The 26,958-nt window shown below is 45.9% G+C and carries 24 protein-coding genes; 19 read left to right on the forward strand and 5 right to left on the reverse strand.

Features of this window, described 5'->3' with window-relative positions:
- Nucleotides 1-16 precede the first annotated feature (16 nt).
- From cpaB to dsbD, 16 genes are read left to right on the forward strand one after another with little or no spacing between them, the layout of a single operon-like run.
- Complete coding sequence (gene cpaB, locus ITG10_RS17835) at nucleotides 17-898, forward strand: Flp pilus assembly protein CpaB (RefSeq protein WP_017631078.1); 882 nt, start codon at nucleotides 17-19, stop codon at nucleotides 896-898.
- Complete coding sequence (locus ITG10_RS17840) at nucleotides 891-2,288, forward strand: type II and III secretion system protein family protein (protein ID WP_017631079.1); 1,398 nt, start codon at nucleotides 891-893, stop codon at nucleotides 2,286-2,288. Before cpaB ends, ITG10_RS17840 begins: the two co-directional genes overlap by 8 nt.
- A gap of 7 nt (nucleotides 2,289-2,295) precedes the next feature.
- Nucleotides 2,296-2,919 (forward strand): CpaD family pilus assembly lipoprotein, encoded by a 624-nt coding sequence (locus ITG10_RS17845; RefSeq protein ID WP_017631080.1) that lies wholly within the window; start codon nucleotides 2,296-2,298, stop codon nucleotides 2,917-2,919.
- Nucleotides 2,916-4,076 carry an AAA family ATPase gene (locus tag ITG10_RS17850; RefSeq protein ID WP_017631081.1) on the forward strand — a complete coding sequence of 387 codons (1,161 nt, stop codon included), beginning with the start codon at nucleotides 2,916-2,918 and terminating at the stop codon, nucleotides 4,074-4,076. Before ITG10_RS17845 ends, ITG10_RS17850 begins: the two co-directional genes overlap by 4 nt.
- The gene (locus ITG10_RS17855) at nucleotides 4,076-5,422 is read left to right on the forward strand and encodes a CpaF family protein (protein WP_017631082.1); all 1,347 of its coding nucleotides are present in this window, start codon (nucleotides 4,076-4,078) and stop codon (nucleotides 5,420-5,422) included. Before ITG10_RS17850 ends, ITG10_RS17855 begins: the two co-directional genes overlap by 1 nt.
- Nucleotides 5,419-6,333: a type II secretion system F family protein gene (locus tag ITG10_RS17860; RefSeq protein ID WP_017631083.1), complete on the forward strand. Its 915-nt coding sequence runs from the start codon at nucleotides 5,419-5,421 to the stop codon at nucleotides 6,331-6,333. The genes ITG10_RS17855 and ITG10_RS17860 overlap by 4 nt, the downstream gene beginning before the upstream one ends.
- Complete coding sequence (locus ITG10_RS17865) at nucleotides 6,330-7,181, forward strand: type II secretion system F family protein (RefSeq protein ID WP_017631084.1); 852 nt, start codon at nucleotides 6,330-6,332, stop codon at nucleotides 7,179-7,181. Before ITG10_RS17860 ends, ITG10_RS17865 begins: the two co-directional genes overlap by 4 nt.
- On the forward strand, nucleotides 7,178-7,918 hold the full coding sequence (locus ITG10_RS17870) for a tetratricopeptide repeat protein (RefSeq protein ID WP_017631085.1): 741 nt from the start codon (nucleotides 7,178-7,180) through the stop codon (nucleotides 7,916-7,918). The genes ITG10_RS17865 and ITG10_RS17870 overlap by 4 nt, the downstream gene beginning before the upstream one ends.
- On the forward strand, nucleotides 7,918-8,367 hold the full coding sequence (locus ITG10_RS17875; protein ID WP_017631086.1) for a TadE family protein: 450 nt from the start codon (nucleotides 7,918-7,920) through the stop codon (nucleotides 8,365-8,367). The genes ITG10_RS17870 and ITG10_RS17875 overlap by 1 nt, the downstream gene beginning before the upstream one ends.
- Entirely contained in the window at nucleotides 8,354-8,914 is a 561-nt protein-coding gene (gene tadF / locus ITG10_RS17880; protein WP_017631087.1) for a tight adherence pilus pseudopilin TadF, read from the forward strand. Before ITG10_RS17875 ends, tadF begins: the two co-directional genes overlap by 14 nt.
- On the forward strand, nucleotides 8,907-10,130 hold the full coding sequence (locus ITG10_RS17885) for a VWA domain-containing protein (protein WP_248387042.1): 1,224 nt from the start codon (nucleotides 8,907-8,909) through the stop codon (nucleotides 10,128-10,130). Before tadF ends, ITG10_RS17885 begins: the two co-directional genes overlap by 8 nt.
- Nucleotides 10,131-10,187: 57 nt before the next feature.
- Entirely contained in the window at nucleotides 10,188-10,652 is a 465-nt protein-coding gene (locus ITG10_RS17890) for a TlpA disulfide reductase family protein (protein ID WP_017631088.1), read from the forward strand.
- Complete coding sequence (locus ITG10_RS17895; RefSeq protein ID WP_017631089.1) at nucleotides 10,652-11,149, forward strand: DUF4266 domain-containing protein; 498 nt, start codon at nucleotides 10,652-10,654, stop codon at nucleotides 11,147-11,149. The genes ITG10_RS17890 and ITG10_RS17895 overlap by 1 nt, the downstream gene beginning before the upstream one ends.
- Before the next feature lie 49 nt (nucleotides 11,150-11,198).
- Complete coding sequence (locus tag ITG10_RS17900; protein ID WP_017631090.1) at nucleotides 11,199-12,425, forward strand: DUF3570 domain-containing protein; 1,227 nt, start codon at nucleotides 11,199-11,201, stop codon at nucleotides 12,423-12,425.
- Complete coding sequence (locus ITG10_RS17905) at nucleotides 12,415-13,374, forward strand: FAD:protein FMN transferase (protein WP_248387043.1); 960 nt, start codon at nucleotides 12,415-12,417, stop codon at nucleotides 13,372-13,374. The genes ITG10_RS17900 and ITG10_RS17905 overlap by 11 nt, the downstream gene beginning before the upstream one ends.
- Nucleotides 13,371-15,167: a protein-disulfide reductase DsbD gene (gene dsbD / locus ITG10_RS17910; RefSeq protein ID WP_017631091.1), complete on the forward strand. Its 1,797-nt coding sequence runs from the start codon at nucleotides 13,371-13,373 to the stop codon at nucleotides 15,165-15,167. The genes ITG10_RS17905 and dsbD overlap by 4 nt, the downstream gene beginning before the upstream one ends.
- A gap of 74 nt (nucleotides 15,168-15,241) precedes the next feature.
- On the opposite strand, the gene ITG10_RS17915 is transcribed toward dsbD, so the two are convergent.
- Nucleotides 15,242-16,360 carry a phosphotransferase gene (locus ITG10_RS17915; RefSeq protein WP_017631092.1) on the reverse strand — a complete coding sequence of 373 codons (1,119 nt, stop codon included), beginning with the start codon at nucleotides 16,358-16,360 and terminating at the stop codon, nucleotides 15,242-15,244.
- A gap of 8 nt (nucleotides 16,361-16,368) precedes the next feature.
- On the reverse strand, nucleotides 16,369-16,656 hold the full coding sequence (locus ITG10_RS17920; RefSeq protein WP_017631093.1) for a GNAT family N-acetyltransferase: 288 nt from the start codon (nucleotides 16,654-16,656) through the stop codon (nucleotides 16,369-16,371).
- A 275-nt stretch (nucleotides 16,657-16,931) separates the two neighbouring features.
- On the opposite strand from ITG10_RS17920, the gene ITG10_RS17925 reads away from it, so the two are divergent.
- Nucleotides 16,932-17,678, forward strand: a complete 747-nt coding sequence (locus tag ITG10_RS17925) for a flagellar brake protein (RefSeq protein ID WP_017631094.1) — start codon at nucleotides 16,932-16,934, stop codon at nucleotides 17,676-17,678.
- 116 nt (nucleotides 17,679-17,794) lie between these two features.
- Here ITG10_RS17925 and ITG10_RS17930 read toward each other — a convergent pair whose 3' ends face one another.
- Nucleotides 17,795-20,155 (reverse strand): ATP-binding protein, encoded by a 2,361-nt coding sequence (locus tag ITG10_RS17930; RefSeq protein ID WP_017631095.1) that lies wholly within the window; start codon nucleotides 20,153-20,155, stop codon nucleotides 17,795-17,797.
- Nucleotides 20,156-20,395: 240 nt separating this feature from the next.
- On the opposite strand from ITG10_RS17930, the gene ITG10_RS17935 reads away from it, so the two are divergent.
- Complete coding sequence (locus ITG10_RS17935) at nucleotides 20,396-20,890, forward strand: hypothetical protein (RefSeq protein ID WP_019826219.1); 495 nt, start codon at nucleotides 20,396-20,398, stop codon at nucleotides 20,888-20,890.
- A 12-nt stretch (nucleotides 20,891-20,902) separates the two neighbouring features.
- Nucleotides 20,903-22,531, forward strand: a complete 1,629-nt coding sequence (locus ITG10_RS17940) for an ABC transporter ATP-binding protein (protein WP_248387044.1) — start codon at nucleotides 20,903-20,905, stop codon at nucleotides 22,529-22,531.
- Between the two features lie 183 nt (nucleotides 22,532-22,714).
- On the opposite strand, the gene ITG10_RS17945 is transcribed toward ITG10_RS17940, so the two are convergent.
- Both ITG10_RS17945 and ITG10_RS17950 read right to left on the reverse strand, forming a co-directional pair.
- The gene (locus ITG10_RS17945; RefSeq protein WP_017631098.1) at nucleotides 22,715-23,728 is read right to left on the reverse strand and encodes a substrate-binding domain-containing protein; all 1,014 of its coding nucleotides are present in this window, start codon (nucleotides 23,726-23,728) and stop codon (nucleotides 22,715-22,717) included.
- A 97-nt stretch (nucleotides 23,729-23,825) separates the two neighbouring features.
- A complete protein-coding gene (locus tag ITG10_RS17950) occupies nucleotides 23,826-26,894 on the reverse strand; it encodes a GH116 family glycosyl hydrolase (protein ID WP_248387045.1) in 3,069 nt (1,022 codons plus the stop codon).
- Nucleotides 26,895-26,958 lie beyond the last annotated feature (64 nt).

The raw sequence follows: 26,958 nt of genomic DNA on the forward strand, positions 1-26,958 counted from the left end.
AATTAAAGGAATAGTTATGACTGCCAAGCGACTCATGTTGCTGTCGTTATTTTGCTCGGTGCTCGGATTGTCCGTTTTACTGTTGAGCCAAACCAATAGCGAGTCTGCGATCACCTCATCTAAACACGCCGCTAAGCAAACGGTCAAAGTGCTGGTTCCAACTCGCACGATTGAGATAGGCCAAGCCTACACTCCAAACTCGTTCCGATGGAAAGAAGTTCCACAGCAAGAGTTGGAGAACTACATCGACCATGTAACGCCGGAAGATATTTCTGCCGACCACACGATGTCAGGACTAGCACGTACCAAGTTAGTCAAAGACTCAGTGCTATCGAAGGCCGATATTACAGAACCTAAAGGTGGCTACTCGCTCTCATTGAAGTTGCAACCGGGCTATCGCGCGATTTCGGTTCCTGTCGATCAAGTCACGTCTAATTCAGGCTTCATTGAACCGGGCGACCGAGTGGATATTCTCCTACTCGGTTCACAAGATGGTGAGCTACTTCGTTACGGCAATTCATCTCAAGGATTGTACGTTACAACGATAGTTTATGATGCAAGAGTCTTGGCATTTAATAACAAGCAAACGGCAGAATCTTATCAAAAGGCTCGGGAATCTAATGGTTTCGAAAATGGTATCCCTGACGACAGCAGTGTCTCTTTAGAAGTGACACCCGAGCAAGCAAACCAAGTGGTACTTGCTAAACAATTAGGCAAGTTAACGCTTGTGTTGCGCGGGCAAAACGAGGCTCAAGATCAACCTCAACACGCAAATGCCGTGACGCTGAAAGTCATTTCTCCTGATACAACTCAGGTTCTACCTGACGTGGGTTTAGTGGAATTTAGAGCCGACAATAAAACCGTTAAAACTAATACTGGAGCTGATAACAATGGCTAATATCTGTCGTTGGTGGGGTGTTCTCCTGCTCTCAAGCCTATGTGCCTCTTTTGCATCCGCAGCGTCAACATTTGATGTCACGATCAATGAGGCAAGAATGATTCACTTACCAGAGAAAGCGAAATCCATTTTCATCTCGAGCACCCATATCGCTGACTACCAAACCTTAACCAATACCAAGGTGATGATATTCGGTAAGCGAGCGGGCAGCGCTACGATCACCGTTTTGAATGAACAAGAGCGTGTGATTTATACCAACAAGATTCGCGTCACGCATAATAGCCGTGAGTTCAATGAACTGGTTAAAAATAAGTTCCCAGAAGCGTCAGTCAACGCGGAGTCTTTGGGCGGAAAGTTATGGCTTAAAGGTCGTGTTCCCTCCCCTATGATGGCACACAATATCGTAGCGCTAGCGAAGGGCTACTTATCCCCTATTGTCGGTTCTACCCAACAACAAGAGAGCTCGAATTCACAGGGAAACAGTAACAACAGCAGTAATTCAACCAATCAAAATCAGCAGACTCAATCCAATGATGATGAGCTGATCAATCAGTTGGTCGTGACCATGCCAAATCAGGTCAACATTCGTGTGAAGATCGCAGAAGTTTCAAGAAATGTGTCCAACAAGTTGGGAGTGAAATGGGGCTCGATCGCAGATGGTGTGGGGCAATTTTCATTTTCAAAGCTGCCTAATGTCAGTAGTTGGGGCAAGCCGAGCATTACTGCTCTGATTGATGCACTTGCAACCAATGGGATGATGTCTGTACTTGCAGAGCCTAACTTGACCGCAATGTCAGGCGAAGATGCCGAGTTCTTGGTGGGTGGACAAGTTCCCTTACCATTGATCACTGCTGATACCACTCAAATCGAATACAAGGATTTCGGCGTAAAGCTGAACTTCACCCCAACCGTGCTCAGCCAAAACCGTATTAGTTTGAAGGTGAACCCTGAGGTCAGCAACGTCTCAATCGAAAGCCAACAAGTCATACACGGAACTAACTTCCCATCGTTTACGACCCGTAGTGCGTCCACCACCATTGAATTAGCCAGTGGGCAGAGCTTTGCTTTGGGTGGGTTATTGAAATCGGAAGACATCGAACAACTGCAGAAAGTCCCATTGATTGGCGAGGTTCCCGTTCTAGGTTCACTATTCCGTTCAAGTGAGTTCACTCGCAGAGAAACTGAGCTAATCATCATAGTAACCGCGTATCTGGTGCAACCGACGCGTTCAGATTCGATGCCACTTCCAACCGATGGATTAATCCCGTTGAGCGATGTTGAACGATTACTGGCATGGCCAAGTAATCAACAAAAAGCATCAAATAATAAAGCGACTTACACCGACAACCAGAAGCCTCGCTTACTGGGTGACAACGGGTTCTATTACTGAGGTCATCATGAATAAATTATCCTTATTGCTCCCTGCTCTATTTGTGTTTGCGGGATGCACTCCAACGCTTACACCACAGCAACCTTCTGTCGATGTCGTGTCCGTGACAAACAAACTGACTTTAACACTGTCGGGCAAAACGTTGTCGGCTCAAGAACAAGCGGACATATCTGACTTTATTGTTCGTCGAGGCACGCTGTCCAACTTAATGGTCAAGATTGAAAATACGACTCCAAAAGGAGAAAGCCAAAGCGAAAAAGTCAGGCTTGGTCTTATCGAATCAGGTCTCTACCCATCACAAATTTGGGTGTCAGACGAAGTAACAGAAGGTAAAGGTGACATCACTATTTTAGTGGAATCTTACCGTGCCAAAGTCATAGCCTGTGACGCTGGGAAAACGCCAAGAACCACACTCAACGCTTATCGTACTCAGCGCAACTTTGGTTGTGCAAATGCGAGCGCACTTGCACAAATGGTCGCGAATCCAAAAGACTTAATTGTTGGTCAAGCCATCGACAGCGCACAAGGACAAAAAGCGGTGTCCAGCATCGACAATTACTTTGCGCCACCAGCACAAAACCAACAGACCAACTCTGGTTCTTCGAATACCACATTAGGAGGCTCGCAATGAATCAAGTACATAACTTAGCGGTACTCATCGCGGCATCGGAGCAACTCGATACATTAGCACTCACATACACATTAAATGAATGTGGTATCAACAACATCACGACCTCTTCGATTCAAGAAGATGACATAGTGAGACAGGTACTCAAGAACGACATTAAAACCCTATTCCTCGATGTTCTTAATTGGGATCTTTCAGAGTCGAATCAGGTTGTGCAACGTTTGATCAAACGTACTGGGTGCCAAGTTATCGCGATTGGGCATTCAACCGAAATTCTTGCATACCGTGGAATGCTCGCCTCAGGAGCCAGTGACTACTTAGTCAATCCTGTGACATCACAAGATCTTGAACATGTCTCGTTTGCTGCTTTGCAACTCAATAGCGAACAACGCCATGAAAAAGTCATTTCTATTGTCAGTGCGAAAGGGGGTTCAGGAAGCAGCACCATTACCGCGACGCTATCTCAGCAGCTTGCCGAACTCGGTAAACGAGTGACTTGTATGGATCTCGATTTCTCGATGGGCGATTTGGATCTGCTACTCAATGTTGAAGGCAACACGGCGTTGGTTGAGCTTTTACAGTATCCAGAAAGATTAGAACCCCTCGTGTTCGAGCGCAGCGGGATCAGTGTGTCACCCGAGCACACGCTCTTTACTGGTTATCTGCCTTTAGACACAACACCATTTTGGCCACAAAAGAGTGCATTCGATCAGTTTACAAAGTTCTGCCTGCAAAGCTCAGACTACTTGTTAATCGACATTCCAACTTATTCATTGCGTGACCAGGTTGGCTTTGAAGCACTAAAAAGTGCCGACATCCGAATAATTGTGGTGGAACCTACGCTCAGCTCGATCCGCAATGCAGGTCAGATAATTAAACGACTTCAAAACCAAGCAGACTCACAAACGATTGTGGTGCTGAACCATTGTAAATCCGATTCTGCATCCCTGATTTCAGCCCATGATGTGAAGAAATCACTCGGTACATCTGTGGATGTCGTGATTCCATTTTTACCAAACCATTTCTTGAGCAAGTCATCGCTTGGTCAACCGGTCCATAAAGGCAACCGGAAAGTGAAACTCGCCTTTAACTCTCTACTTGAATTGGTCACGGGTGAGCCGCAGCAAGGCAGCCGCCGTTTTTGGAAGCGAGGCGCATAATGTTTGGTCAGAACACGCAAACCATTGATCCGATTGAAGTGAATAGATCTCTATCGCATAAATCCATGACATCAACACCTTCAGTTCGTGAGTATTATCATGTTATTCATGAAGAAGTAATTAAGGCGATCGACCCATCGGTTGTTGTGAGCTTAAGTGCGTCCGATCTTGAAGCTAGAATTGCCGAAATGGTGTCAGATATCGTGATCTCTAAGCAGCTACCGCTTGGTCACAAAGACGTCGCTCATTCGGTGGAACAACTGCTCAATGAGTTTCTCGGTTTAGGCCCACTGCAACCCTTGCTTGAAGATCAAGGCATTACCGACATCATGGTCAATGGTTACCGTGAGGTCTACGTAGAACGTTCTGGGAAATTACAAAAGACAGCGGTTCAATTTCGTAACGAGGAGCAGCTTCTCAACCTAGCGAGACGCATCGTCAGCAAAGTCGGACGAAGAATCGATGAGTCAAACCCGTTAGTCGATGCTCGACTGGATGATGGTAGCCGTGTCAATGTGATGATCCCACCGCTGGCGCTGGATGGAACCTACATTTCCATCCGAAAATTCAACGAGAATAAGCTCACACTCAGCCAATTGGCGCAGTTTGGCGCAATGTCGAAATCGATGATTAAGCTTATCGATATTATTGTGCGATCTCGCCTGAATGTGCTTGTTGCGGGAGGCACTGGTGCAGGTAAAACCACATTGCTCAATGCGATGTCTTTTAGCATTTCACCTCAAGAACGCATCATTACCATCGAGGACACCGCAGAACTGCGTCTACAACAACCTCATGTTGTGCGCGCAGAAACTCGCCCTGCCAATGCAGAAGGTTTAACTCCGATTACTCAGCGAGAATTAGTGCGAAATGCGTTACGTATGCGACCAGACCGCATCATTTTAGGCGAAGTTCGTGGTGATGAAGCCTTTGAAATGATGCAAGCAATGAACACTGGCCATGATGGTTCACTGTGTACGTTGCACGCCAACTCGGCGACTGACGCCTTGGTGCGTATGGAAAACATGCTGATGATGAGCCAAGCGACTCTACCTCTGTTCTCATTACGCCGCCAAATCGCAGACACCATCGATGTCGTTATCCAAGTCGAAAGAATGCGTGATGGCAAAAGGCGCATTGTTTCGATCACCGAGGTGCAAGGGTTGGAAGGAGAGCAATACATCACTCAAGACTTGTTCGCCTTCAAGCCATTATCGGAAGATCAACAAGGTAACCTGATTGGCGAATATAAGAGTGCTAAGTGCGTACCGAGCTTCAATGAAAAAGCTAAGTACCACCAACTCGATGCTCAACTCAGAGTCGCTATGGAGCTTGAAGCCGGATGATTCTAGTTCTCACTGTTTTCGTTTTGCTGGTCGTGATCGCGTTGTTCCGTTTGAACTCAAAGCAAGCCATTGTAAATAAGCGCTTGTTGTTAGTCAGTGGTGGTCAGCGATCACTCTCAGCAGACGTTTCAATAAAAAAAACTAACCACCAGCGAAACAACAAGCTGCACACTTTCTTCTTACGAGTTAATGCGTTGCTGCCGGTTTGGGATAAATATTTTATTGCCTTATCAGCTGTAGGCTTCCCGGTGGCGGATCACATGTTATTTCCCCAACTGGCAATGCATCATCAACTATTGGCCGCTGTTGGGCTTTGGTTTGTATGCGCATGTTTCTTGGTGATGTATCGCCGAAAAGTGCAGGTAGAGGAATTCGAACAAGGCATCATCAATGTACTGGGCTTAATTTCTAGGGCTGTAGCAGCGGGGCTTTCGGTTCCACAAGCGATTGAGCAAGTTTCAGAGACACAGCCGGGGCTATTAGGACGTGAGTTCTCTTACATTCGCGATAACTTAGCGCTTGGTTTAAGCCTTCGCCAAAGCCTCGATGATGCATGTGTTCGCCTTCCTTACAGCAGTTTCCGCTACTTCTCGGTCGCGTTAATCCTGAACCAATCAAATGGTGGCCAACTGCGCGACATTCTTCAAAGCTTAAGCCGAACCATGCATGACAACCGAGCGATGAGAAAAAAGGTCAAGAGCTTGACCTCAGAGCCTCGTATGACTGCCCTGTTTTTATCTCTACTGCCAATTGGTTTATTAGCCGCGATCGCGGTAATGGAACCGACGATGATAGATCGCTTGGTCAATACAAAATCAGGACAAGATGTATTGGTTTATGCGTTATGCAGCGTCTGCTTGGGAACCCTAGTCTTGAACTCCCTCACTCGTAACAAGAGGTTCTCGTCATGATCTATGTTGCCTTGCTTCTGTTGGGATGTGCATTACTACTCACGCTTATCGCGCACTTATCTTCTTTCAAACGAGATGTTGTAGCCGAGCGACTGACTCGCGTATCGAGCTACTCCTCTAAATACACCGCAGCTTCAAGTAAATGGCGTTTCCAAGGTGCAAAACCACGACGCCAGAAATTGATCCTCATTGGATGGTTGAACCCGAATGCCGAGATCTATTTTCTTGGCTTGAGACTACTGGCAATGATGACTGGCTCTATTGCTTGGTATGCCACTCGAATCCAGGTGCTTAGCATCAACTCTGCGGCCGAATGTGTCGCTATCGCCATTGTGGTCGGCATCCTGTTCGATCGCCTTCTAGATTGGCGTGTGAACCAAGTCCGAATGCAAATTAGCCGCGTGATTCCTGATGCGGTCGATTTGATGGTGGTGTGTGTTGCATCAGGTCTGACACTTGAAGCCGTATTTCGCTGTGTCGGTGAAGAGATGCGTTCTATCTCTCCAGCGTTATCACGCGAGTGGTTACTCACTGCGACTGAAATCTCGGTTCTTGATTCACCACAAACGGCACTTTCAAACCTAGACAAGCGAGTGCAGCTACCTGACATCAACAATATTGTGACCACCATGAATCAAGCGCTTCAATACGGTACGCCTCTCGCAGAGGCATTAAAACTGATTGCCTCTGATAGTCGTCAGTATCACTTTCTTGAGCTCGAAGAGTGGGTAGGAAAAATACCAGCGAAGATGTCATTTCCCTTGGTGATACTCATCATGATCCCTTTTGTCATCATTGTTGTTGCGCCAATCATGTTAACCCTGAAACATACTCTGGGGGGCTTATGAACAAGATTTATCTCTTGGGTTTGGCGCTGATTCTAGTTGGCTGCCAATCAACTAGTAATGTTAAAACCGAGACCACTGAAGATATGAAAGTCGCCGAGGTGGCGCTGATGAATGGTAAGCCAGAAAGTGCCATGGATCTTTATAGAAAATTGCTGGCAGCGAATCCCGATGACCCACAGCTGCTATTGCTGATGGGCTCTGCCGCGAATCAAGCCAGTCGTTATGATGAAGCTCTGCATTACCTACAGCGTGGTATCGAGCTTAACCAATCGAGTGCAATTTACAGAGAGCTTGGCCGAGCATGGTTAGCCCTAGGTGAAATAGAGCAAGCCACATCAGCTCTCGAAGAGTCTGTCCGATTGGAAGCGTCAGATGATGTTGCTCAAAACAGTTTGGGCGTAAGTTACTCGCTCAATAAACAATACTCAAAAGCGCGTGAATCTTACTCACATGCTCTTAGCTTGATGCCATCCAGTAATGAGTACCGCAACAACTTAGCCATGGCTTGGATTCTCGATGGAAGGCCAGAGCAAGGGATCCGAATTCTGCACCCGATCTTTGTCCGAGGCGAAGCGAGTGTAAAACTCCAACTCAACCTAGCACTGGCTTACGCTCTTTCGGGAGACAGTGATTCAGCGAAAAGTATCGCTCGCGCGCACCTATCTCAACCGGAATACGCCAACAATAGCCTGTATTACCAAGAGCTTGCAGCTCAAGCTGATAAAGGAGCACAGTAATGCTCTCTCGTCAGAAAGGGGCGCAGAGCGTCGAGTTTGCAATGTTGGTGGTACCGTTCCTGATACTGATCATCGGTTTCTTTGAGATCTGCCGCCTGCTGTTGGTCAACATCATCCTTGATGTAGCCGTTAATGCGGGTGTTCGTGAGGCCAAGACACGGCCGATTAGTCCTATTTCAGACCAAGCTTTTGCCGAGACTATCGCAAAGTTCCCACTGATAGATAAGAGCAAGCTCGTCTTGGATCCATCGCAGCTATACGCCGAAAACTTCTCAGATTTAGTTAATGAGAAACCGGTATCCAAAAGCAGAGCAGTGTTAGGCGAGTACAAGGTGTCTTACTCATTTTCATTTGCCTTATTACCTAATCTATCAACTCAGTTTTCTGAGTCTATCGGCAACATGACAACCTTGAAAAGAAAGGTACTGGTTAGTTATGACAACAAATAAAACACCTCGAAAAAAACAAGCGGGTTCAGCAGCGATTGAATTCCCCTTCGTTGTACTCGCACTCATGATCATTTTGTGGGGACTTGTTGCTACCTACCGCTTATTCAACCTACAGACTCAGCTCGACAACGTGGCATATAACCTAGTCAACGCCGTTTCACTAACGCAACTGAAACCAGAGCAAGGCCCAAACGGATTACCTAATACGTTAAAGGATCAGCTTCTCGATCTCGCCGAACGTTATCTTCCGCAAGACATCAAGCGCAGCGATATTGGGCTGGTACTTGAAAGCCGTGTATTTGATACCACTACTTCGAACTGGGAATACAAGAACATCCATGCCGGGATCACCTGCCAAAAGTACACACCCATCGATCAACTAGAGACACTTATCGTTGAGGGAAGCGGCGACCCTGCGTTAGTTGGAAGACCATCCACCTTGGTTCAACTCACTTTATGTGTGAATACACCGTTTGACTACAAGCGGCTCGATCTTCCTAAAACACTCTCAAGTTCATCAGTTGTGATAGGAAAGCATTATGGTTAAACCAATATTCGGCAGCATTGCGCTTAAAAAGCAGCAAGGCTCCATGACCATTTCATTCTTGGCGTTACTGTTTCCAGCGCTTTTCATCGCTGTTGGCACCCTGATGATCTCCGCACAAGTGATGGTTTCAAATCGAGCAGCGCAAGCCGCCGATTCGGCCGCATTAGCGTGTGCTTTTGCTGACACAGCCACACTCCCAATGATGCGGGCTTACCAAGAGTACTATAAGCCAACCCTAAAAGGTGTGAGTGGATTAACACCACAAAACCAAGGATCAAGCTGTCGTATTAGCCTTGGTTATTCATTGTCACCGTTACTGCCCAACTTTGAATATGAAAGCTACGCAAAAAAAGTAACGGCGACAGGTGGTGGTTATAAAGGTGTAGTTGAAAGCAAGCACTCTTCGATTCCAACAGAGCTGGTTTTAGTCCTTGATGTGTCTGGATCGATGGGTTCAAACATCCAGTCGTTGAAATCCATTTTGTCCGATGCTTTGAATACGATTCAATCTCAGAGTAGGAATGCTAACGATTTAGATTCTGTAAGCATTTCAATCGTTCCTTTCGACTCTGGAGTCGCAGCGCAGCGCCCACCTTGGATATCCAAAGAAGCGGCAGGAATCTACTGTATTGATGGGCTTAGCTATCGCAATGGCAATTTTTCTGCGGCACAGACCGTCGACAACCTAGCGACGCTGCACTCAGAACGCCCTGTGAAGTTTACACCTCCAAGCCAATGGTTAAGCGACTGTAACCAAGATTCACCAATGCTGCCATTAACCAGCGTCTTTTCTCGCGTCCAAAACTCGATAAACAACCTAACGGCGAATGGCGGCACTCGCTCTTTTCACGGTTTGTTATGGGGAGTGAGACAGCTGATCCCGAGCTGGCAACAAGCATGGGGAATCAACGTAAGTACAGTACCTGAAACCAGAAGAAAGCTGGTGCTCTTCACCGATGGTGCTGACGAGGGAGACACGTTTGACCAACTGGTTAACGCTGGGTTCTGTACTACCGCAATCAATCAATATGGCATCGAAATGAACTTCATCGGCTATGGCGTCAGCTCGTCTCGAATCGCCCAATTCGAGCGTTGCGCAGGGAATCCATCACGTGTGTTTAGTGCCACGAATACCGTCCAACTCAACGAGTATTTTTCCGACATTCTCGCCGTTGAATACTCGGCAACCATCAAACTCACTCAAGCATCTAATTAGCACTTCTTAATTAGAAACACTGAATTTTAAACACAATTAAAAACAATGGAGAACAACATGTTTACACGAGCCTTAGCGTTATTGGCGCTGTGCCTTTGTTTACCTGCATTAGCTTATCAAGAAGGCGATTCTTTATCACCAGACGTTATCGAGAAACTGCAACTAAACAACGATGAGCTGACCATTATCGACTTCTTTGCAGAGTGGTGTGTCTCTTGCCGTGAAGAGCTACCGGAAGTCAATCAACTCTACACCGAACTCAAAGGCACAGGCGTCACATTTAAAGGCGTCGATGTTGATGAAGATGTTGATGTTGGCTTGGCGTTTCAAAAGCAGCTAGGGCTGGAATTCCCTGTTGTTAACGACCCTGAACAGGCGTTGATTGCCGAGTTCAAGCCGATCGGCATGCCTGCGCTTTACTACATCTATCAAGGCAAGGTTATCAAGATTCGCTTTGGTGCCATTAACCACATTGGCGACGTCATTACTGACGACCTCACCAAGATGGGAGTGCAACTGTAATGCTAAACAAAGTCACCCTTATTGGGCTACTCGCTATTCCAATGACCGCAAACGCAGCTCTGGAACTCGACCTTAGTGGTTTAGGCAAAAAGCCCGTTGAACAACAAGCCAACGATAGCGGGACAAGCGAAGGCCCAATCATTGAAGAAGAGATCATCTCCAGCACTGTTTATTCAAGTGGCGGTGATTATTCAAACCCAGAAGCAAAACGTGCAACCAGACGAAATATTGAAATGGTGAAGCCCAAGGCAAAGCAACTGGTCATCGAAGAGAAAGCACCAGAAGTAAGCAACGAACCCTCTGCTCTGGCTTTCGTCGATGAGTTTCTTGGTATTGAACCAGTAAAGCCTTGGGAAAAAGGCACATTGGCTCAAAAAGAGATGAAACCCGGTGGCCCAGTACCTGAGTTCGACGTCTTTTCTGAAAAGGTCTTCGCTTACAAACAAGGTTCCGTCGGCGGCAGTGGTGTTGGTGGCGGTGGCTGTGGTTGTAACTAACCGAACCATCAACGAACAAATCAGTATTTAAAAACAAAATAAGAAAAAAATGAAAAAACTACCAATTACGCTGCTCAGTGCAGCGGCAGTGGCTAACGTGGCATTAGCTGAAGATCATATCTCTGTTCACTACCTTAGCTATGAGGAATACGATGACAGAGTATCAGCCAACGACACCATGGTTTCGATTGAGAAAAGCATCGGCTTAGATTGGACATTAAACGCAGAAATAAGCTACGACAGTGTTTCCGGAGCTTCACCAGCATGGGGGCCGACGACACCTCCCGCGTCCAATGCCGATCAAATCAATCGCGCCTTGAAAACTCAACAAGCACAAGACAAAACCAACGAAGTGATTCGTGCGGGGTACGATCCTCACCGTAGTGGTTATGAAATCCAAAAAGTAGGACTTGAAGACACCAGAAAATCCATCAGCTTGAGCGCGACCTATCGCGACACCTTACGTAACGAATGGACCCTCGGTGGTAATGCCTCACAAGAAGAAGATTATGAAAGCCTTGGTATCAATGGTAAAGGTTTAGTCTATGCCGACAGCGCGAAAAACCGTTCGTACAGCTTAGGTGGCTCAGCCCTTTTCGATAAGACTCAAGCGTTCGGCAAATACTCTCTGGGCTCATCCAATAGCCAGAGCTGGGAAGATATTTTCACTGGTAGCTTGGAAGCTGGTTTATCACAAACCTTCACGCCTAATTTATATAGCATTTTTACCGCTTATGCGGGTTACCGCAGTGGCTATTTAAGCAATCACTATTTAACGGTTCTGCGTGAAGTTGATATCAATGACGACGGTAAAATCGATGATGACGAAGTGTTCTTAGGGCAAGATTCTCGACCAGACACACGACTCTCTGGCGGTATTAATCTCCAAGCCTTTTACTCACTGTCCGATAGCCTAAAAATCCGACCAAGATACAAATGGTTCATGGATGATTGGGGCGTGATGTCTCACCAGTTAGGCGGCAAATTATCTTGGCGTGTGAGCGAATGGCTAACATTAGCACCGGGCTATTTCTGGTACACACAAGACGCGGCCGATTTTTATCGCGATCCAAGCAGTGCAGATCCTTCTTTTGCCTCAACAGGTTATGCCACTTCTGACCTTCGCTTAGGTAACTTCACAGCCAATGCTTATGAACTGGGTGCGAGTATTAAGGTACATAAGAAATTACGCTTGAATGCGCTTGCGGCGTATTACGAGCAGAGCAACGGTTTTGAAGCTCAATGGTGGGCGGTTGGAGCAACCTATGAGTTCTAACCTGCCCTTTGTACATCGTTTTCATGCGATGACCGTGCCCTGTGAAGTGCAAATCCTGTCGATTGATTTAGCTAACTTTCCAGGGGCAACTGCGAAAGAAATCGCCGATGAGATAGAGCAAAACACACGCCGTTTAGAAGACAAATATAACTTCTACTGCGAGGACTCGTGGCTAACACAATGCATTAATCAACGAACGTCATCTGATGTCGAACTCGACTCTGAATCTGCCGAAGTATTCCAACATCTCGACCGATTAAGCCAACTGACATTCGATACCTTTGATACTACGGTCGGCAGCATCAAACATCTTTTAAAACAAAAGCCAAAGATGCTACACAGCCACGCCTTCCAAGCTCTATCTTCTGCTTTAGGTAAGCAAGCATGGGAGCTGGAAGGGGCCGTCGAGCTACAAGGAACCGACAATCTACAAGGGACTGCAGCTCTACAAAGGACAAAGCTACACATCCCCGATTCACGCACTCGCTTCGATTTTGGCGGTGTTATCAAAGAGTACGCCGTCGACCAAGCGGTAGAGATTGGCAAACAACGTGGGGCGACGTCGATGTTGGTGAATTTTGGCGGCGACATCTATGCGTTGGGAACCAAACCGGATGGCTCGGCATTTAACATTGCAGTGTTGGACCCAAGAGACAACAAGACACCATTTTTCGCAGTGCCTCTAACCAACGCAGCGCTCACGACTTCAGCTCATAGCGAACGTCAGATGCAATTTGGCGACAAGACCACCTCTCATATTTTGTCGAAGCAGGATATTGAGAAGAAGATTCTATCGGTTACCGCGATTGCTTCTTCCACATTGGAAGCGGGCGTGCTCAGCACATCTCTCACACTGAATCCCAATATTTCAGTACCTGAAGACAGCGCTGTTATCTACATCGATGATCAATTACACATTCACCAAAACACGGAGTTTTTGCATTCATGAAAAGCTACCTACTCACGTTAATTTTATTGTTTAGCAGCTTTTTGCATGCTCAAGAAAGCGAATTTCTCCCTGTTGAACAAGCCTTCCCTGTCTCATGGGAAGCGACAGACCAAGGCGCGGTATTCAGCTTTGATACCCACAAGGGCTACTACCTGTACCAATCTCGATTCTCGTTCAAAGAAGATTCGTCATTATCGACACAAGAGCCTCAATACTCGCTGCCAGGTGAAGAAAAACAGGATCCTAACTTTGGTAACGTTGTTGTCTTTCACGAGCCACTCACCGTTACAGTACCTTACACTGGAAGTGGCAAACTCATCGTGCGTTACCAAGGCTGTGCAGACAAAGGGCTTTGCTATCTGCCACAAAAGTTAGTGCTCGATTTACCTATGATCGAAGCCTTAGCTGCAGCCCAGATTGAGGAGCAATCAAACTCTCTGGTTCAAACCCTCGGTGAAATCAGTGAAGACACGAATGGCTTATCTTCGTTCCTATCCCAAGCCGGTAAGTTACAAGCGCTGCTTGTGTTCTTCTTGCTCGGTTTGGGCTTGTCCCTCACGCCATGTGTACTGCCGATGATTCCAATTTTAGCCAGTATCATCGGTGGTGAAAAAGCGATGACAGGTAAGAAAGGCGCGGCACTTTCTAGCTCTTATGTTCTGGGTATGGCAACCAGTTATGCGATGACTGGAATCCTAGTTACCACATTAGCCAAAGGGGTCAACCTACAAGCTGCAATGCAACAGCCTTGGTTATTAAGTATCTTTGCGGCGGTTTTTGTTCTGCTTGCATTGGCCATGTTCGGCTTCTATGAACTTCAACTACCAGCCGCACTGCAGCAAAAACTCAACAGCGGTTCAGATAAGCTTGGTGGTGGCAAAATCGCCAGTGTTTTTGCCATGGGCGCAATATCAGCACTCGTCGTTTCGCCTTGCGTCAGTGCGCCATTAGCAGGTGCGCTGCTGTACGTTTCAACGACTCAAGATTGGATGTTTGGCGGAGCGACTCTGTTTGTTATGGCACTAGGTATGGGCGTACCACTTATCGCTATTGGAGCCAGTGGAGGACGCCTGTTACTAAGAAGTGGTGCGTGGATGGTGTCCGTAAAACAAGTGTTTGGCGTGCTGCTATTGGCGGTCGCTATCGTGTTGTTGAGTCGTTTTGTTGCTCCATCGATCATCATGATCTTCTGGGCACTGCTTGCTATTGGAACAGGTGTCCATTTCGGCGCGTTAGAAGCAGCACAACCGGGCTGGGCGCGCACTCGTAAGTTCTCCGCTCTGCTGCCACTGAGTTACGGTTTGATTCTGTTTGTCGGTTATTTCCTAGGGAACACCGATCCGCTTAACCCGCTTGCGAACCGTGAGTCAGCCCAACCTATTGCGGCTACTCCCTTTGAAAAAACAGACTCGATTGCTCAGCTAGAGAAACAGATACAAACCGCAGCCAACGCTAAACAGAAAGTACTGGTCGACCTTTATGCGGATTGGTGTGTCTCTTGCAAAGTGATTGAAACGAATGTGTTTAATGACCAACAAGTGAGCCAAAAACTGAAAGAGTGGAAGACCATAAAACTTGATGTGACCGAGAGTTCACCAGAACAAATGGCATGGCTTAACGACAAAAATGTGTTCGGCCCACCAGCCATTTTCTTTTACTCACCCGACAGCGGTGAAATAGAGCCTGCGCGTGTAATGGGAGATATTGATAAAGAGGGTTTCAACAACAAACTCAAACTCGCTAATCAGATTGTTGCGACTCATACAATTGAGCCAACCAGTTTAGCGAATTAGGCACACCCTAAACAAACAAAAACGCCCAATCATCGACTGGGCGTTTTTAAATTTGGTTAGCTGATGGAAGAAGCTTACTTCGACACTTCCAACTGTTGAATAACCGCTTGAGTCAGCTGTTCACTATAAGGATTAATCTTCCAATGCTCTGGGCTCCAACCTTTCACAAAACGTTGGAAATCAGCCCACGCCACGTAAAACATTGGTCGCCATGCCTTTTCAACATCATCAAACGAAAGTTGAGGTTGATAGTGTGCCAATGCTTCTTTCAGGTCTTGGTAGTAAGTATCTAACACCTGTGATTCAAGCTCTGCGCAATCTTGCGGTCTAATCGCGCTACTCATAAACAAGGCGACGTCTTTCATCGCACAGCCGTTTCCAACATATTGAAAATCGACGGCAGCCGCGTTTTCGCTCTCTGAATCAAAACAGAAGTTGGCTAACTTTGCGTCACCGTGAACCAAGGTTTGATAAGGACACTGTCTGAGTAATCGATCGATGTTTTGTGCTTGGATCTTCAATGGCAAATCAGCCAAAGCATTCAACTCATCAGGACGAGTGTCTAGGTGCCAGTAAGTACCGACTTGCCACAATGACACCGACCGTTCTCTGTCGATATGGATGTGCTTTGCGTGAAAGTGAGCGAGCCATTTTAGGCAAGCATTACGCTGTTTAACCTCGACGGAGGTATAGCGAGGTTGAGTACCTTTGACAACCGATTCATCAGAAACGATAAGTACATCGAACTGAGAAGTTAACGGAAAGCCGATATCAGTAAGGTCTTGCATTACGATAAGCCACTCGTTCTCTGCTAACTCACAGTGCAGTCCAACAGGAATAGGACAACGCTCGTCCCACTGTTGAGTGAAGAACTGATACCATGCCGTTTCCACTTGGTAAGAATGAACTTTGCGCTGATGAGAGAGCTTAGTATTCCAGCCTTTAGGGTGTTCCGCTTTATCTGGCAACGCAACATGTTTAATGATGACGACGTTCATAGAAGCGCTATGACCTTTAGCAAAGACCAAGCGAACTAACTCGCCGTAGCCGCCCCACAAGCGTTGAATAACTTGAACATCAAACCCTTGGAGACACCCGAGTGAGGTCGCTATTTTTTGATAAAGCTCAGGTTGGTTTTGACTTGAACTCTCTTGTGACTGAGCAAGGTTGTTTGAGGGTATTGGTTGAGACATATAACTCGTTACTGTGCTTTATCGGATAGAAGATGTGACCACTGTTTTTGCCTGTTCATGTAGTGCACCACGTAGCTACACACTGGCACAATTTTGAAGCCCGCCTGTTCAATTTCAGGTAATACCGACTCCATCATCACCTTGCCAAAGCCTTTGCCTTGCAGTTCATCAGGAATACGAGTCGAGGTAATGTGCAATACATCGCCATCCTTCTGATACTTAACAACCGCGAATTGGTTCGGTTCTAGCTCAACTGTGATCTGGTTCTCTTCTTGAACCCATTTTACTGCCTTCATTCTCAACTCCTGCAAATAATTGATACGACAAACAATTAAAGTTTGAAGTATGAGTTCCTTGTAATAGACTAACGCAAGTGCATATAAATAAAACTAAGTACTTACAAACAAAGCAAATATTTTTAGAGTGCGCGAATTTACATAAAATCAGCGACAAACAAAAGCACTCTATAAATCATGCAAAGTACGCCTACTAAATCTAGCACGTAATAACCCCTTGTTAGCAAGTTATCAATATATCTAACAGACGCATGTTGGCGCATGGAGAACAAATAATGAACGCACCACTGAAGAAGCCTTTGGAGCATAATCAGGCACTTCAAGATCCTCGTAACCGCACCATTTCTACGATAAACAGTACCGATGCGCTGGCCATGATTGAGCACGGCAGTGAGCTGACGTTGAACGTCTCGACTCCTGTTGGCACCAAGTTTCTTGCCACCACCAAATTTATCGGTACTCACAGTGATAACTGCATTGTGATTGAGGTGCCGGAAGTATCGAGTGATGATCTACGCTTTTTCTTCCAAGAAGGTTTTTGGATGACGGCTCGTGCTTACTCTTTAAGAGGTGAAGGCGCACTTATCCACTTTAGATGCCAGATTCACCACACCATCGGCGAACCTTTCCCTATCATCGTGCTTTCAACACCAAGTACGATGCAAGTGACTCAGCTGCGTAAAGAGACACGCTATGAAGTGAACCTTAGCTCTCGAGTTATCTTTGATGATCAACGCATGAACTGTGAGATTAGAGACCTCTCGAAAAGTGGCTGTCGCTTTGTGACCTCTCCAACCGCTCGTTCAATTCAGGTTGCCGATAGAGTCTCTATCGAAATCACTCCTGAGAACTACAACGGCCCGTTGATTCCACCACTGAGAGGGATTGTGTGTAATCTTCAGAAATCTACGCACTACGCGCGCTATGGTGTCGAATTTGATGATGTCGGCCGTGCCAATGCGAAGAACTTATTGGGTAAGCTCAAGTTCGATGGCACCAAGCTTCGTTTACGTAATGCTTAAGCGCTAGAGATTGTAAGAATAAAAAAACAGCCATCGATAATATCGATGGCTGTTTCGTTTTATGGTTAATGGTTAATGGTTAATGGCTATTTAGCTAATTTACATAAAGCATTAAGCTATTTACGCAGCGCGTTAAGTTTAGCCTGAGCGATACCGAAGATAGTATCGATTGGGTAGCTCCCCTCATCACTCGGTTCACCAGCGGCTTTGCCCGTAAACAACTCAATCGCTTCGGTCACATGGTCAATTGCCCAGATGTTAAACTCGCCCTTTTCAACCGCTTTAACGATATCGCTGCGCAGCATCAGGTTGTGAACATTCGAACGTGGGATGATCACCCCTTGTTCGTTTGAACGCCCTTTGATTTCACACACATCAAAGAAGCCTTCAATTTTCTCGTTCACACCACCAATAGGTTGAGATTCACCGAACTGGTTCATCGAGCCAGTAATCGCGATGTCTTGACGGTTTGGCTGCTTAGAAAACGCAGACACTACCGCACAGAACTCGGCCATACTCGCACTGTCACCATCCACGCCACCATACGATTGCTCGAAGGTGATGTTGGTAGTGAGCGGCACTTTCGCTGTCTTACCAAACACGGAAGAAAGGTAAGCCGACAAGATCATCACCCCTTTCGAGTGAATGCTACCGCCTAAGTCTACGTTTCTTTCAATATCAATCACTTCACCATCACCGTAAGCGGTGGTTGCCGTGATTCGGTTCGGCGCGCCAAACATATGATCGGTCGTGCTGAGTACAGAAAGCGCATTCACTTGACCAACAGCCTGACCATCAACATGGATCAGCGTTGTACCATTAGTGAAGGTTTCCATTACGCTGTCTTGCAATCGTCCGACACGCATTTGCTGATTAGACAGTGCTTGGTCAACGTGCGTTGCACGAATCAAATTCGATTTTGAGCCTCTCGCCACGTAGTTAGATTCACGAAGCAGATTTGCAATATGCGCCGAGTGCAGAGACAACTTACCTTGATCACCCGCCTGACGAGAACTGTGCTCAATGATGCGCGCAATCGCTTTGCGGTCACAATGCAGCATGTTGTTGTCATGCACGATGCTCGAAATGAAGCGCGCGTAATGCATTTCAGAATCAGGAGTACGCTTCATCTCATCTTCAAAATCGGCCGTCACACGGAACAGTTCACCAAACTCCGCATCGTAATGTTGCAGCAGTTGGTAGGTACGATAATCACCAAACAGGATGATCTTAACGTCTAGTGGGATAGGCTCTGGATCAAGTGAGACCGCCCCCGTTAAGGTCACCTCTTTTTCAAGTGAAGTAAAGCTCAATTGACGCGAACGCAGCGCACGCTTCAAGCCTTCCCAAACGTACGGCTGCTCAAGTACCTTCACCGCGTCCATCAGTAATACGCCGCCATTGGCTCTGTGTAAGCTACCTGCGCGAATCAATGAGAAGTCAGTAAATACGGTGCCCTTAAACGTTGCCGTTTCTACATAGCCAAACAGAGAGTGATAATTTGGATTCTCTTCAACCACGATTGGTAGAGTCTCCTCCTTCTGGCTCACAATCACATTAACCTTGTAGCGACGCGGCATTTTCTTATCCAGAGAGGCCGTTGCAACTTCTGCTTGTTCCGTGCTCTCTTCCAGGAAGATGTCAGCGTTGTCGACAATGTCTTTCCGCAGTGCCGTTAGGTACTTTTTGATATCTGGGTATTGGCTGTAATCCTTCTTCAATTGCTTGATGAAGTGAGTGATCACATCTCGCGCCGTATCATCATTCAGCTTTTGAATTTTCTCAGTGTACGTTTCTTCAAGCTCCGTCAATTCACGAGAAATGGTTCGCAGCCCGACTTCCAACCCATCAATGGTTTTATCGAATTGATCTTGTTCTTCCGGTGAAAGCAGCTCAAAGCTCTCTTCGGTATGAAGATCATCGCCATTCATTGCCACAAACTGGTAGTCACCCTGAGTGGTGATCGTCAGGTTAATGCCCTTGTCTTTCGCTTCTTGGCTAATGCTTTCTAATGCGGCTTGTTGCTTAGCTGCTAATTGGTTTTTAAGCCTGTCAGCACGGCTAAAGTACATCTCGTTGTCAAACGCTAGAGGCATACCTTTCAACAGTTTACGCATCAATTTTTCAATATCTTGCTTTAAACTGCTGCCAACGCCACGCGGCAATTTCAGTACCTTAGGTGTACGAATATCTTCAAAGTTCGCGATATAACACCAATCAAAAAGCTCCTGCACTTCTTGAGGATGACGGTTCAGATAGCGCAAGATCATGGTGCGTTTACCCAGACCATTTCGCCCTATCGCATAAATGTTGTAACCCTTTTCCTTGATTGACATCGCGAACTCAACGGCTTTTTGTGCCCGTTCCTGCCCGACGATTTCGTCAATTGGAGCCAGTTCTTTGGTCGACTTACATGGTAGCTTGTCTAAATCCGCTACCTGATACAGCTGTTCTGTATTGAGTCTTTGCATCGCCATCGCCGCCTCCTTAGTCCTTCATTACTTGGGTGTAGATAAAATCAGTGTAGATGTAATTTCCTATAAATTTAGTGACTTACGCTACACAGCTGTTCAACTGAACAAATAACACACAATTTAGCGCATTTTTACGAATATCGAGGGTTTTAATTCACCAACTTAACATGTGAATGATTTTAATTTGCAATTGATAATAAATATCATTAACATTTTCAGATATTGTAAATTGAGGATGTGGACATGGAAATTGAACGATGCTGGATGCACTACCTAAAAGCTGAACAGTTAATGGAGCAAGGTCACTGGCCAGAAGCACAACGCCTTTATGGTGATGTTCTCAATTCTCTTCCACATCACATCCAAGATGCGGCATACCAAAGCGATATCAAACCCTGCCAGTTTGCTTGCCTACTTGCAGGTTTGAGAGACGCAAGCGTTGCTCAATCTGAGATTCTCAACCGTTTAGGACAGCATCAACAAGCCTTTGATACCTTGAACCAGTCTTACGCACTGATGCAATTTATCTCGCTTGAAAGCACTGAGCTGATTCAACGCACCTATGGACTATTGGAAAAGCAGAGTGAAGACCTGCTCAATCACCTGATTGCTTTTTGCAGTGCTCAGCGCAGTTCGCATTGGATGCTCGAACTAGAACAAATTCAACGTGCCCATCACCATTTTGGGCAACTAAAAACAACGTCAGAAGTTCAATCTTCACCTAATGTCTTAAATTGATAAGGATATATCATGTCGGACCGGGCCATTCTTAAAGTTAATAACCTCTCCGTAAGTTTCAAAACCAATGATGGAATCATTGATGCGGTAAAAAAGGTTAACTTTACCCTTAACTCAAGCGAAACCTTGGCCATTGTTGGTGAATCAGGTTCAGGTAAATCCGTCTCTTCCAACGCGCTGATGCGTTTGCTACCTGATAACGCGATAATCGATGAGCAATCAGACATCGAGTTTGAAGGTCAATCGATTCTTGGCAAGACTGAGCGAGAAATGCAGTCGATTCGTGGCGATAGAATCGGCATGATCTTTCAGGAGCCAATGACCTCTTTGAATCCATACCTGCGTGTCGGTACTCAAGTGGCGGAAGCCATTATGTGTCACCGTAAGGTATCGAAATCAAAAGCAAAACAGCGCGTGTTAGATCTGTTCAACCTTGTGCATTTACCTATGCCAGATCAGGCTTACACCAAATACCCGCATGAGTTTTCTGGCGGTCAGCTACAGCGAATCATGATTGCGATGGCTCTGATCAATGAACCAGATATTCTGATTGCAGACGAACCTACAACAGCGCTAGACGTAACCGTTCAAGCGGAAGTACTCTCTCTTATCAAAGAGATACAAGGCAAAATGGGCATGGCGATTCTATTCATCACCCACGATTTAGGTGTGGTGAAGCACTTTGCTGACCGCGTACTGGTGATGTGTAAAGGTGAATTAGTCGAAGAAGGGCTTACTCAAGAGCTATTCGATAGCCCTAAACACGATTACACACGCATGTTGATTAACTCAATTCCGAAAGGCGCGAAAGTTCCTGTTGAAGCATCCGCACCTGAACTGCTTTGTGCAGAAGATATTCGCGTGAAGTTCTTGATCAAATCTCACTTTATCCAAAGTAAGAACCAGTATTTCGAAGCAGTTAAAGGCATTTCGTTAAAGCTAAAACAGGGAGAAACCTTAGGTATTGTGGGTGAATCTGGTTCAGGAAAATCCACATTAGGCCGTGCTTTGATCGGCTTGCTGCCAGGTAGTGGGCGTATTGTCTACAAAGGCCAAGACGTCAGCTTATTGACCGACAAAGAGCGTCATAAGCTTAAGAAAGATGTTCAGATGGTATTCCAAGACCCTTATGGTTCTTTATCGCCACGTATGACTGTTGGGGAAATCATCACCGAAGGCTTAACGGTGCATCAACCTCACTTGTCAAAACAAGAACGTTTAGAAAGAGCACGCAAAGCGCTGATTGAGGTTCGCTTGGAGCCAAACTCAATTAACCGCTACCCACATGAATTCTCAGGCGGACAAAGACAACGTATCGCAATTGCTCGTGCGTTGATCCTTGAGCCATCTTTCATCTTGTTGGATGAACCGACGTCAGCACTCGACCGCTCAGTACAACTGACCGTGATCGACCTGCTAAAAGATATCCAAGCCAAGCACAACATCGGCTTCCTGTTCATCAGCCACGACCTTTCGGTAGTCAAAGCACTTTCGGATCGCGTATTGGTGATGCAGAAGGGTGAAGTGATGGAAGAAGGCGCGGCAGAAGAGATTTTCAATGCGCCGAAAAACGACTACACCAAGAAACTCATCGCGGCGTCATTCGACTTAGAAAATAAATCGGAAAAAAATGCCGCTTAGAGGGAACTAATCAAGATTAACAGCGTCTTATAAGTACATTCTGAAAAAGCACCTAATGGATTGCACTCTAGAATGGATATAGCAAAACTGGTTTGGCCGCCAAAAGAGAAATGTCGCATGGATGCGACATTTTTCGTTTCTGGAAGATAATAATTGTCAGTCTCTCGACGAAAAAATCAGAACCTAGCGATACAAAGACTTGGTCGACTCTCTGACGATTAAGTCAATCGGTGGTAATCGCGCTTCATGCCTCTCACCAGACAGCAAGTTCAAAATCGACTGCGCACACACCTCTCCAATCTCTTCAATCGGCTGTCTCAAGGTCGTTAATGCTGGCGTGAAATACTTAGACGTTGGCAAGTCATCAAAGCCAATCACCGACACATCTTCTGGTACTTTATAGCCGTGATCATGCAATGCCTTAATCGCGCCGTAAGCCGTTTGGTCATTGGCCGCGAACAGGGCAGAAAAGTGAATCTTAGATTCAATCAACTCAACAGTTTTCTCATAGCCAGACTCGCTACTGAAATCACCCTGTTTGACGAGTTTTGGCATCACTTTAATACCCGCCTCTTGCAGCGCTTTCTTATAGCCTTCAAAGCGATTACCTGCGTCTGGCTGACTTGAAAGTCCTTTGATATGAGCGATGTTCACATGCCCTTGTTGCAATAAATGAAGCGTCGCCATGTAACCACCCAGTACATTATCGATATTGATTGAACGAACGTTGTCTTCAGCGAAGTCATAACCGACCGCGACAATCGGGATGTCTTGCGCGTACTTGGCAATATCCTCTTTGGTGATACTTCCTGTCACGATGATCATGCCATCGACATTGCTCTTAGCCAGATACTCTAAAGCGTGTATCTCGAGCTTTTTTTGCCAGTGTCCGGTTGCTATCACTAACGAATAGCCTTGAGCTATCAGGGTTTTCTCCATGTCGTTGAGGATACGACTGGTATAAGGGCTATCAGGGTGTTGCACCAATACGCCTATCGTGAGTGAACGGCGATTGATGTTCTCCTGCATTTGAAAATTGGGTTTGTAGCCAGTGTCTTTGATGGCCTGCTCGATGTTCTGGCTTTTATCATCCGACACATAAGTGGTTCGATTAAGAAAACGAGAAACCGTGCTTGGGGAAACGCCGGCGAGCCTAGCTACATCGTATACGGTGGTTTTTTTAGTTTTCGTGCGCATCTCGATACCCTAATCCAGTGATATTTGGGGAGCCCTAGAGCTCCCCATCAATTTCAACTTACATACCACTGCTTTCGTTGAAATTCGTGTCATAAAGTTAATACATGTAGGCGAAGATCATCCCCGGTCTGAAGTAACGACCAGCGGTATATTTCAACCCTGTGCTCAATAGCCATTTATGAAGAACCACGGCCTGCTCAGCTGAAATTTCGCCTTGCAGCATACTAACAAATTTATCACTGTCTTTAGTCAGCTCAGGATTAACTCGACCGTCAGACAGCACACACTTTTGCAATTTAAGTGCAGTAAGCCACTTTTTCGCATCATTTTGTGACAATTCAAAAGATTCTGTAAGATCTTGCTCAGTGAAAGAGACAGAACAGTTGAACCCTTCTGGTGCGGCAAAGGGAATTTTTGAATAGTCATACAGCGCGGTATACACGGTATCCATCAATGTTTCTGCTTGCTGCGATTTACCCGCTAGGCTCAACGCAGTTGCGACACTAAATTGCACACCAATCCACACATCTTGGGCCTGAAAAGCCTCATGTGGTGAGCCGCCTGCCAATGTCATGTTCGCCACACCCAGCTTAGGGCTGTTAAGCTCAAAGTTATGTTTATAAACATAGTCCAATGCGCGTTGAATACGCTCTTGCGGGAAAATACCCTCCAAGCCGATCAACTTTAGATAGCTGTCGGCAAGCAAGGCATCGCCAAAGCTATTGTCTGAATCTGGTACTAATTCTAGATATTCTTGAGTGAAGGCTTGAGGCGCAGTCTCACTCAGTAAGCGTTTCTTAGAGACTCTTTGAGATACCTTACTGATGTTGATGGAAGTATCCGTCTCATTGAGATAAGCATTGAGCGTATTCTTGTCAGCAATCGCATCGCCCGTCAAAGTCAGGCCTAAGGTTTCCAGAGCTTGGTAGCCTTCCCCCGTTAGATGCTTGGCTTGAACTGGCGTCACGAAGAAATGGTAATAGCCTTCTTTTTCGTCCCACAAGCTTTGTTCAACCGTCACTAGTGCCTTTTTCGAACGCGTTAGGTAACCCGCGCCTAGATCGTTTTCACCCATCAATTGTGCTAGTTCACTCGCGGCTTGAAGGCCAGCAACCCAAAGGCTCGCGCAGTAAATTGAGATACCATGAGAAGCGAGGTTATCGAAGGTGTCGTCTGTGCCTCGGGTTAGCGGTAAATCGTCACCTTCAGCAACCAAGTTCGACAAGAAATCGATGCTCTCAGTCACAGCCTGCCAGCACTCTTTAACCACAGAAATATCTTGTGTGTTTTGATAGTGACGGTACACCATCAGAATGTATTTCGGTGCTAAGTCCTTCCATTCCTTAACATTGTGCCAGCTATACGCGTCAGGCTGGATGTCGAACGGGCTACCTAAATCGTGAATTACTGCACCTCGAATCGCGCGCACACCTTGGTACTTCTCATCAATCAATTCAGCATTCGGTGTCGCTTCGTATTCCCAGTAACGGCGCTGAGTGAAGTCTTCAGCCAAAATCGCTTTTGAGAACTCTTTTATCACGCAGCCATCAAGCTCTGGCAGCAAGTAAAGCAGTGAAAATGAACCGTAGAAATACACATCCAGAGAGTTAAAGAATGGGTAATCAACACACTCTTTCACTAGGAACTTATCTTCTTTATCCCATACTGTGGATTCAGATAAAAATGATAGTGAGTTCATCGCCATCGTCGCATAGCGAAGTGCCAATTCAGGTTTTGAAATCTTTCTTTGAGCCTGTTCTAGGAAAGCCGTTTGTTGCTTCACGATCTGCTGTTCAATGCTCTCAAGCTTTGGCAGAACATCCTCTAACATGGGTAAGGCAGGCTTTGCTTGCGGGTAGAATTGCGTATAAGCCTTGTCTGAGTGCCAGCCATTGAGCATGACTTTGCTGTGTGCCATCACCTGTGCGAAACGCAGGTCAACAGACTCACCCGGCTCCAGTTCAACCTGAACCACAACCAATGCGCTCAGTGCTTCACGCCCGGTGTAAATGCCAGTTTGGAATTCAGTATTAGTACGGCCGGTTTTCAGTGCGAATTCTGTTTGCTGGGTCACTTTCGAAGTATAAAGCGTCGGCTTAACAGACACCGACACCTTGCCTGACCCCAGCAAATGGTTTTCGGCTTGGACACCAAACACCACCTCACCCTCAATATCACTTTGATAAGGGGACTGGCTAGTGAGCTGAACACCGCTAAAACTGTGACTTTCGCCATTCACGTTCACCGCTTGATGCTGCTGAGCTATCGGGTTTTGAGATAAGGTACACGCCGAATCTTGGATCCCATCGCGACCTTTTCGGTAGGTTGAACCAATCAAATTCTGTAGAGGTTGAGCAAGCGTCATCACGCGAGTTTGCTGTGATTTGTTGGTAAGCTGGAAGTGGTTCCAGTGCATCGGTAAAGAGCAGAGACGTTTATCGTCTTTAACGATCGGCGAGACTACCTTTCGCTTTATATTAATACCGTCAAAACTATTATATTGATATTCAGCTAATGGATATAAAGCCTTATATTCTATATCGCTACCATTAACACTTTCTATATCACCATTATTTCCCGCAGTTAGTGATAGCTGTCTCGTTGTATCATTTATTAATAAACCATTAAAAAAATCTAAGGCTACATATAATTGACAATCAATCGACGATGAATCCGATTCAATTAATAATTGAGTTTTATTAGAAAACTCAACATTCCACTTTATAAAGTTATCTCTATTTTCTTTATAGAAGTTGCCATTTTTTAATGCGTTACGAATGAGGTTAATCGCATTCGAACTATTTTCTATTTTCTTTCCATTGAATAATGCCGGGTAGAAATTCAGGTGAACACTAAGCTCTTGTTCGTTAAGAACCTGAAGGGTATCAATGGTCGGCACATCCATAACCGAAGCATAAAAATCATTAAAATTAATAACTTGCTCTGAACAGCCAACAAATATACCTGGAATAAAACTGAAGTTCGGCGTGTTGCCGTTTGGCGTCAGTGTAAATGTATTGCCAATACCGCCCACAGCCATACCGGTATTTTCTGGTGTTGTAGAAATTGGCGTGTACCAAGGTTGAATAAACTCAACTGCATCACCTTTTTTACACAGGTGTTTTGAATTTCCTGAATAGCTTGTATATGGAATTTTATTATTCATTTTAAAACCGCCATTGAATATTTTTTTCTTCTTGTTAATATCTTTCAAAAATGGAGACATCAAC

Source organism: Vibrio sp. ED004 (assembly GCF_023206395.1).
In the GTDB taxonomy this organism is placed as follows: Bacteria; Pseudomonadota; Gammaproteobacteria; order Enterobacterales; family Vibrionaceae; genus Vibrio.